Raw genomic sequence first — 8,552 nt, 5'->3', positions numbered from 1 at the left:
CTCCCAGCCCGCAGAAGGCGCGCCGTCGAACCCGCGCGTCCTGTTGGATCAGGCGTGGCTGCGCTTCGACCTGGCGCGCACGGTGTTCTTCACCGTGGGCAAGCAGCACGTGAAGTGGGGCACGGGGCAGATCTGGAACCCCACCGACTTCCTGTCCCCCCAGCGCAGGAACCCGCTGGCCTTCGTGGACCTGCGCACTGGCGTGTCCATGGTGAAGCTGCACGTGCCCTGGGAGGCGCGCGGCTGGAACTTCTACGGCATCGCCGTGACGGACGACCTGGGCACCGACGCGGGCGCCGTCGTCGATCCCACCGGGGGCCCGGCCCGCCCGGGCGGCAATGATCCCGTCAACCGCCTCAGCCGCATTGGCGGCGCCCTGCGCGCGGAGCTGGTGTTGGGCCCCGCGGAGGTGGGCATCAGCGGCGTGGCCCAGCGAGGCCGCAAGCCCCGCTTCGGCCTGGACCTGTCCTCCGCCCTGGGCCCCATCGACGTCTACGGGGAGCTGGCCCTGAAGAAGGGCACGGATCAGCCCCTGTACCGGCTGCCCGAAGGCACCACGCTGGAGGACATCTTCCAGAATGGCATCCAGGTGGAGGCGTACATCCCCGGGGGCCTCACGCCCCAGGTGACGGGCGGCGCCAACTACAGCTTCGCCTACGGTCAGAACGACCTGGCCGTGGTGGGCGTGGAGTACTTCTACAACTCGACGGGCTACACCAGCTCCGTGGGCTATCCGTATCTGATTGCCCAGGGGGCCTTCCAGCCGTTGTACGTCGGCCGTCACTACGGCGCCGCGTACCTGTTCCTGAACCAGCCCTTTGACTGGGACCACACGGCCTTCAACTTCTTCACGCTGGGCAACCTGTCCGACAGCTCCTACACGAGCCGGCTCAACGTGACGTACCGCGCGCTCACCTACCTCACGGTGGAGGCGTACGGGGCGGTGCACTACGGCCACAAGGGCGGTGAGCTGCGGCTGGGCTTCTCCGTGCCCGACGTCACCATCAACGGCCAGGACATCCCGGGCTTCACCGTGGCCGCGCCCACCTTCGAGCTGGGGGCCGGCCTGCGCCTCAGCCTCTGACACACGGGCTGTGCGTCAGGCCCTCCTCAGGGAAGGCCTGACGCAGCGCCTCAGGTCAGCACGAAAAGATGTACTCAACGTGGGGCCCTGACTTGTTGCCCCAGTTGTACAAGCCGCCGCAGTAGCACCCCCATTGACCGACCAGCTCCGTCTTGGCGGCATCGCTGTAGTAGTTGCGCAGATCGTCCGGGCTGACGGAGCAGTCGGGAAGCGGGGCCTTCTGCGACCGCAGGTCCGGGGCCTCTTCCTGCTCCACGGGCCCGCCACATCCCACCGACATCAACGCCATCGCCAACAGACCGCCGACAAGACTCGTTCGCATGCGTCCTCCGTGAGGGGTTGCTTCTCAACCCTACCCTGCCCCTCCTGAGTCCTGTCTGTCTTTCTTGCACGGCGTGGGCAGGCGCTGCCGTCACCGCGTCGCTCGCAGCACCTCCACGGAGAGCACCCTCTGGACGCCGGGAAGCGCGGGTCCCGGGCGCGTGCGGCCCGCGTCGCGCAGAGCCACGCCTGGACTACCCGTCAAGCCTGAGGAGCACCTCCTCGGGCTCGACGGAATCCGCCGGGGGGTCGTCCACGGTACGGAAGCCGCACTTCTCGAGGACGCGGATCGACCCGAGGTTGTGCCTGACGACATGGGCATGCAGGGGGCGTGTCGTTTCGTGCTTCAGGAACTCCCGGAGCGCAGCGGTGGCGATGCCCTGGCCCCAGTGGTCTCGTCCCACCCAGTAACCGACGAGGCGCTGCCCGCCCTGTTCCCAGCTGACGACATTGCCCACGACCCTGCCGCCGACGACGATGGTCTTCTTCTGGCCCCGCGCATTGACCAGCACCTTCGTCCTCCAGTGCTCCATGAAGGCGTCCCGCGCTCTCGCGGGAAAGTCAGCCATGCGGTTCGCTTCGGGCTCCTGCTGATGCTCGAAGAAGATGGGCAGGTCCTCCTCGAGGACCTCGCGCAGCGTCACTTCATCTTTCGCCACTGGAACTCCCTCCAGCCCAGGGGGCTCGAGCCAGCCTAGCAGGCAGGGGCTCTACGGGAGCACCGTGGTGCTGACGGGGCGGCAGGGCAATCTCATTTCAATTCTGGGAAAGACGGGATATGGCGGAAGGAGTGCTTCACGTTGGCACCCTTCTCGAAGTGGGGTCATCCATGCGCAGCTCACAGTTCCTGGGTATCGCTCTCATCTCCTGCCTTGCCTTCACTCAACTCGCGGAGGCGAGGAGCGTCTCCTTCTCGGGCTATCAATGGGAGGTGCGCACCGGTCAGGGCGGCCCGGGCCCCAATACCTGGGATGACCGCAACGCCTGGGTCGATACGAACGGCCACCTCCACCTGAAGATTGCCTTTCGTGAGGGGCGCTGGACGACGGCGGAGGTCTACATGCCGCAGCAGCGGCTGGGGTATGGCACCTACCAGTTCAAGGTGATTGGCCGGCCGGACCTCTTCGACGACAACGTGGTGCTGGGCCTGTTCAACTACACGCGTCCCGACGTGGGCCCGGACGCCACGAATGAAATCGATATCGAGTTCGCGAAGTGGGGCGGCAGTCAGCCGCAGATGGGCAACTGGGCCGTGTACCCCGCGGTGACGGGCGTCCCCTACTCCCATCAGGCCTACCCCATCAGCCTTGGGGGGACCTACTCCACCCACCGCTTCCAGTGGTCGTCGCGGCAGGTCTTCTTCCAGGCGTTGCACGGCCACCAGGATGGCAACGTCAACCAGATGGCCAGCTGGCTCTTCAATCCGCCGGACTACGTCCAGCGCATTCCCCAGAACCCCCTGCCCGTCCACATGAACTTCTGGCTCTTCCAAGGACGCGCGCCCAAGAACAGCCAGGAGGTTGAGATCGTCATCGCGGAGTTCAAGTTCATCCCCGCACCGTAGACGTCAGGTGCGGGTCCCCGGAGCGGCACTCACGGCAGTGCCGCCTCCGTGTATTGCGCCTGGAAGTCCGGCGACGGTGGAATCGGCTTGATGATGTCGAGCAGCACGCCGTTCGGATCCGCCGTGATGAAGTGACGCTGCCCGAAGTCCTCGTCGCGCAGCTCCAGCAGGATGGGCAGGCCCGCCGCCTTCAGCCGGGCATATTCGGCGTCCGGATCCTCCACCTCGAAGTTCAGGAGCAGGCCCGACACCTGCCGCCCCCGGGCCGCCTCCGGCACCGTGGCGTGGCGCCCGTCGAGGATGGCCAGGTTCACCCGCGCGTCCTCAGTCGACTGCAGGTGGACGTACCAGTCCGCCTCGAAGAGCGCCCGGAAGCGGAAGTGGGTGACGTAGAAGGCGGCCGTCTTCGCGACCTCCGTCGTCATCAGAACCGGGTAGTAACTGGTCGTTTTCATTGGGCTTTCCTTCCGACCCGAGGAAACATACAGCCTGCACGCAAACAACTAACATACAGGCTGCATGTATGCAACGTGGCAAGCGACGGACGAACAAGGAACGGTCGGAGACGACGCGCGGGGCGCTGATCGAAGCCGCGCGCCGGCTCTTCATCGAGCACTCCTACGCGGGGACGGGGACGCCCGAGCTGGTGGCAGCGGCCGAGGTCACGAGGGGCGCGCTGTACCACCACTTCGCGGACAAGCAGGCGCTCTTCCGGGCCGTGGTGGAAGCGGAATCCCAGGCCATCGCGGAGGACATCGAACGCGCGGCCCCAGCCGACCTCCCGCCCATCGACGCGTTGATACAGGGCGGCGAGGCCTTCCTCGCGGCGATGGCGGTCCCCGGCCGGACGCGCCTGCTGCTCGTCGACGCGCCGGCCGTGCTCGGACGTCAGGAGGTGGACGCCCTTGACGCACTGCATGGCGGACGGACGCTGCGCGAGGGCGTGGCCGCGGCCATGAGCGCCAAAGCCCTTCGCACGCTGCCGCTCGATGCCACGGCCCAGCTCCTGGGCGCGGCCTATGACAGGGCGGCACTTGCCATTGAAGGGGGCGCGAACCCAACAGAGTGGCGCGTCGTGCTGAAGGCGCTCATCGACGGGCTCGCCGTGCAACCCTTCCGGCCCGGCGGATGACTGCGCCCGCCATGGCCCCAGGGGGATAGGCGAGCGAGCCTGTCCCCCTTTGCTTTCAAGAAGTCCGTGGTGAAAATCCGCTCGGGCGTGTCGATCCCGCCCGGCGTCACTCGTCGCCTTTACGAACAGGCCACTGGCGCCCACGGCGCCCCAGCGAAAGGACTCCCCCATGAAGGTCATGGTCATCGTCAAGGCAACGAAGAACAGCGAAGCGGGCGTCATGCCGAGCGAGAAGCTCCTCACCGAGATGGGCCGCTTCAACGAGGAGCTCGTCAAGGCAGGCATCATGCTCGGCGGCGACGGCCTCAAGCCCAGCGCGAAGGGCAAGCGCATCCGGTTCTCCGGGGGCAAGCGCACCGTCGTGGACGGTCCCTTCGCCGAGACGAAGGAGCTCATCGCCGGCTACTGGGTGTGGCAGGTCCGGTCCATGGACGAGGCCGTCGAGTGGGCGCGCCGCTGCCCGGAGCCGATGCCCGGCGAGGACGCCGAGCTCGAAATCCGCCCCTTCGTCGAGGACGCCGACTTCGGGGAGGAGTTCACCCCCGAGCTGCGCGCGCAGGAGGACAAGCTGCGCCAGGAGCTGGAGAAGAAGCAGCCCAAGGCGTAGCTCCGTCACCGGAGCACGCTTCAGGGAGCACGCTTCAGTCGATGGCCGGCCCGCCGAAGACGGACACCTCCCGCAGGGAGGAGAACTGGCCCGCCATCGACGTCCCGTCCGACAGCACGTTCGTCATCCGCAGCCGGATGCGCCCCACCGCGGGCGCATCCGCGCGGACTGGCACGTCCAGGTACTGCTCGTCATCGGAGCGCACGGCCGGGTCTTCCTCGTAGGGCACCTTGTTGAACTCCTGGACGAGGGGGCTGTCCCCCAGGGGCACCCAGGTCTCTCCGTCCACGGAGCCCTCCACATGGAGCACGTCACCGAAGCCCGCCAGCCCTCGCACGAGGACGCGCTGGGGCCGCACGGGCTCCTTCAGCGCGAGGAAGAGCGCCTTGGGCAGGGGCTCCTCTTCGGTGGACACGCGGAAGCGCTCGAGCTTGCCATCGGTGAGGGGACACGGCTCGAAGGGGCCGGACGCCAACGCGCAGCCCGCGCCACGGCTCGCGGGCACCTGGCCGGCGAAGGGCAGCGGCACCGGCGGCGACTCCCCGACGGCGTTGTAGAACAAGGTGTTCTTGAACCAGACGCGCGTGCCCTTGGACACCGCCTGCACGCGCGTCTGGACGGCGAAGTCCTCCAGCATCCACGGCCCCACCCAGGGCTCGGCGCTGCCCGCGTGGACCTGCCAGGCCAGGCCCGCCTCGCCCTGGACCCGCACGAAGTACTCCGGCGCCTGGAGGTCGCCGGTGGGCACCACCGCGTCCCACTCCAGCCGGGCGCCGCCCTGTGCTTCCACGGCGCGGACCCGGCCCTCCCAGGCGCGCAGGGGCGGCAGATCCGCGTCCAGGGTGACCTGGAACCACAGGAAGTCCCTGCCTCCGTCCGTTCGCGGCAGGTGGAGCTGGAAGGCGGTGACGTCCGTCCATGGGTGGGGGTGCTCCAGCCCGTCCGCGCCCACGTCCCGCGCGGTGAGGCTTTGGAGGAAGAGGCCCTCCGCGTCGGGGACCACCTCTGCCCAGGGCTCGTAGCGGGCCGTGCCCGTCACGCCTCCGTACCCGTCGGGTTGGGGATCCACGATGCGGGGGCGCATCAACGTGAGCGGCCCTCCCCGCCAGGGCGCCCCATCCGCCTCCAGCACGGTGCCGGACAGGTAGATGGGATCATCCGGCTCCAGGGCGCAGCCGCCCAGGACAAGGCAGAGCGGAAGCAGTCGCGAAGGTCGCATGGTCAGAAGCTCCCCTTCACACCCAGGGTGGGAAGGATGACGGGGAAGCCCACCGTCTTCTTCTTCAACGCCACGGGCTGGCCGGGCGGCGCTTCATAGCCGTACTCGTAGGAGATGGCCTCGCTGCGCGCGGTGACGTTGAAGACATCCAGGTAGGCATCCAGCACGAAGTTCTCGAACACCCAGCTGCGCGAGGCGCGCAGGTCCAGCCGGAAGAACGCGGGCAGCCGGTCCACGGCGTCGCGGCCCACGGGCATCCACTCCTCGTTCCCGTCCGCGTCGGTGCCGGGGCGCTGGGTGCGATAGCCGAACTGACCACTCTCCGGCCGGCCGGTGTTGAAGTGCGCCACCGCCCCCACGGTGGCGAAGGCGAAGCGGTAGCTGAGCGCGGCGTTCACCGAGTGCGCCTGCTCAAAGACATACGGCAGGTACCCCTCCCCCTGCCCCAAATCCTCTCCCCGTGGCCCCAGCTTCGTGAAGCGCTCGAAGCGCCGGCTCTGGTTGAAGCCATAGGTGATCCACCCGAACCAGTCGCGCCCCAGCGGACGGCGCGCCATCAACTCCACGCCATACGTGTACCCGCGTCCCTGGACCTCCGCGTCCTCCAGACCGCGGCGGCGCACGTTGCTGAGCACGTCCTCGAAGTTGAACTCCAGCGTGCGCAGCAGGGGGTTGAAGTACGCCTCGGCGGACAGCTCCAGCTCCGGCCGGGGGCGCCACTCCGCGCCCGCCGACAGCTGCACCGCGCGTTGCAGGCCGCGCTCCAGCGCGAGCATCTCCCCCGCGGGCACCGGCAGCAGCACGGTGGCGGGCTGGTGGTAGAGCCCCGCGCCCGCCTTGAGCGTGAGCGCGTCCGTGAGCGCGTGGCGCACCGCGAGCCGGGGCTCCACCGCGACGAAGGTGTCGAGTCCGAAGCCGTGGTAGCTGTCCACGCGCAGGCCCGGCGCCACCGTCCAGCGCTCCCAGGGGCGGAGCGTGAGCTGCGTGCCCACCCCCGCGAAGGTGGCGAGCAGGCCCGGCCGGCTGAAGGCATCCTTGCCATCCACGGGGCCCACGGGGCGCATGACGCCCGTGGCCACCACGTCCGCGCTCCGGCGCTCGACGTGGGTGAAGACCTCCAGGCCCACCGAGGAGGAGAGCTCGCGCGTGTAGCCCGCGCGCGCGCTCATGCTGCCCTGGCGCAGCTCGTAGCTGCCGGGGTGGTCCGCGCCCAGCGCGACGTTGAGGCCAAGCCGGTCATACCCGAGCGTCAGCCCCACCTCGGCCTCGCCGCCCGCGAGCGGGTGACGGCCGCGCAGGTCCACCCGGTGGAACAGCAGCCCCACGCCGCCGACGTCCTGTTCGGGGATGCGCGGGGAGAGGCCCACCGCATCGGACGTGCCCAGCGCGAGCAGCCGCACGCGGCCCTCGCCCACGCGTTGATCCACGCGGGCCTGGTAGTCCCAGTAGTCCGCATACACCTTGGGCTCGCCCGGGCTCTCGTACGTCACCCCGTCGTAGGTGGTGGAGGTGGGGCCGTTGAGGCTGTTGGCCACGCGGGTGACGAGCAGCCCGGTGTAGCTGATGCGCCCCGCGGCCGTGACGGTGGTGCCCGTCTCCGGGAAGGGCACCTCCAGGAAGAGGCCGCTGTTGATGAGGTCGACGGAGGCGCTGCCCCGCACGCCGTCCTCACGCGGCCGGCTCACGTGCGCGTCCACCGCTCCGCCCAGCAGCGAGCCGTAGCGCGCCGAGGGCACTCCCACCTGGAAGTCGAGCGTGTCGATGAAGTCCGGATGGACGACCGCGTTGCCCACGAGCAGGTGGTAGAGGAAGGGCACGCGCACGCCGTCCACGAAGAAGGCGCTCGCGGAGGGCTGCACGCCCCGCACCACGGGATAGGAGAGGCCCGAGGCCAGCGTCGTCACGCCGGGCATCAGCATGATGACGCGGAACGGGTCGCCCATGGTGCCGGGCACTTCGCGCAGTTCCTGCTCGTGGAGCGTCACGCGGGAGACCTCGGTGCGGGGCCTGTCGCCGCGCACGACCGTCTCGTAGGGGTTCACGGAGAGCGGCGCGAGCGCGTAGAGCACCTCCAACTGCTGGCGGACCTCCAACGTCTCCTGGAGCTGGAGCGCCTGGTGGCCGGGCGCGGTGACCTTGAGCTGGGACGCGCCGGGAGGAAGCTCCAGGCGGAAGCGGCCCTGCGCGTCCGTCTCCGCCGTGGCGTCTCCCGCCTGCACGGTGGCGCCCGCGAGCGGCTTGCGGGTGCCCTTCTGGCGCACGCGTCCGGTGAGCTGCGCGCGGGGGGCAGGCGTCGCGGGGGGCTCGAAGCGGTAGGTGAAGGGCAGGCGCACCGCGACAGGGTTTCCCTCGGAGGTCGCGGGGTGGAAGCGCAGCCGGCGGGCCGCGTCCAGGGCCGCCGCGACGAACGCGGGAGGCGCCTCCGGGGGGATGGGGACGGCCTCCGTGACGTCGCCAGTTTCGTTCACGGTGAGCTCCAGCGTCACCACCACGGGGGCGGTGAGCGTGACGCCCTCCGGCACGAGCGCCGGGGCGTCCTCGCGCAGCGTGGGAGGCACCAGGGAGGCCGCGGCGGTCGTTGGGGCCTTGGGGCCTTCAGGGACCGGGGAAGACGGGGCCTCCACG

The 8,552-nt window shown here is 69.4% G+C and carries 9 protein-coding genes; 4 read left to right on the top strand and 5 right to left on the bottom strand.

The window, feature by feature from the left end; genetic code table 11:
• Positions 1 to 1,084: hypothetical protein (locus D7X12_RS35780; RefSeq protein WP_120629693.1), on the top strand; the 1,084-nt coding region annotated here is incomplete at its 5' end.
• A gap of 55 nt (positions 1,085 to 1,139) precedes the next feature.
• Here the strand turns inward: D7X12_RS35780 and D7X12_RS35775 are convergent.
• Both D7X12_RS35775 and D7X12_RS35770 read right to left on the bottom strand, forming a co-directional pair.
• Entirely contained in the window at positions 1,140 to 1,406 is a 267-nt protein-coding gene (locus D7X12_RS35775; protein ID WP_120629692.1) for a DUF6289 family protein, read from the bottom strand.
• Positions 1,407 to 1,599: 193 nt separating this feature from the next.
• Positions 1,600 to 2,049 carry a GNAT family N-acetyltransferase gene (locus tag D7X12_RS35770; RefSeq protein WP_120629691.1) on the bottom strand — a complete coding sequence of 150 codons (450 nt, stop codon included), beginning with the start codon at positions 2,047 to 2,049 and terminating at the stop codon, positions 1,600 to 1,602.
• A 185-nt stretch (positions 2,050 to 2,234) separates the two neighbouring features.
• Here D7X12_RS35770 and D7X12_RS35765 point away from each other — a divergent pair, with 185 nt between their 5' ends.
• The gene (locus D7X12_RS35765; RefSeq protein WP_120629690.1) at positions 2,235 to 2,969 is read left to right on the top strand and encodes a glycoside hydrolase family 16 protein; all 735 of its coding nucleotides are present in this window, start codon (positions 2,235 to 2,237) and stop codon (positions 2,967 to 2,969) included.
• 29 nt (positions 2,970 to 2,998) lie between these two features.
• Here the strand turns inward: D7X12_RS35765 and D7X12_RS35760 are convergent, their stop codons facing one another.
• A complete protein-coding gene (locus D7X12_RS35760; RefSeq protein ID WP_120629689.1) occupies positions 2,999 to 3,424 on the bottom strand; it encodes a VOC family protein in 426 nt (141 codons plus the stop codon).
• Positions 3,425 to 3,492: 68 nt separating this feature from the next.
• Here D7X12_RS35760 and D7X12_RS35755 point away from each other — a divergent pair, with 68 nt between their 5' ends.
• Complete coding sequence (locus tag D7X12_RS35755) at positions 3,493 to 4,101, top strand: TetR/AcrR family transcriptional regulator (RefSeq protein ID WP_120629688.1); 609 nt, start codon at positions 3,493 to 3,495, stop codon at positions 4,099 to 4,101.
• A gap of 169 nt (positions 4,102 to 4,270) precedes the next feature.
• Positions 4,271 to 4,708 carry a YciI family protein gene (locus D7X12_RS35750; RefSeq protein WP_120629687.1) on the top strand — a complete coding sequence of 146 codons (438 nt, stop codon included), beginning with the start codon at positions 4,271 to 4,273 and terminating at the stop codon, positions 4,706 to 4,708.
• Between the two features lie 34 nt (positions 4,709 to 4,742).
• On the opposite strand, the gene D7X12_RS35745 is transcribed toward D7X12_RS35750, so the two are convergent.
• On the bottom strand, positions 4,743 to 5,927 hold the full coding sequence (locus tag D7X12_RS35745) for a hypothetical protein (protein ID WP_120629686.1): 1,185 nt from the start codon (positions 5,925 to 5,927) through the stop codon (positions 4,743 to 4,745).
• Between the two features lie 2 nt (positions 5,928 to 5,929).
• Positions 5,930 to 8,552: TonB-dependent receptor (locus D7X12_RS35740; protein ID WP_120629685.1), on the bottom strand; the 2,623-nt coding region annotated here is incomplete at its 5' end.

The sequence above is a fragment of the Corallococcus sicarius genome (assembly GCF_003611735.1).
In the GTDB taxonomy this organism is placed as follows: domain Bacteria; phylum Myxococcota; class Myxococcia; order Myxococcales; family Myxococcaceae; genus Corallococcus; species Corallococcus sicarius.
This window is presented reverse-complemented; position numbering and strand designations above follow the sequence as displayed.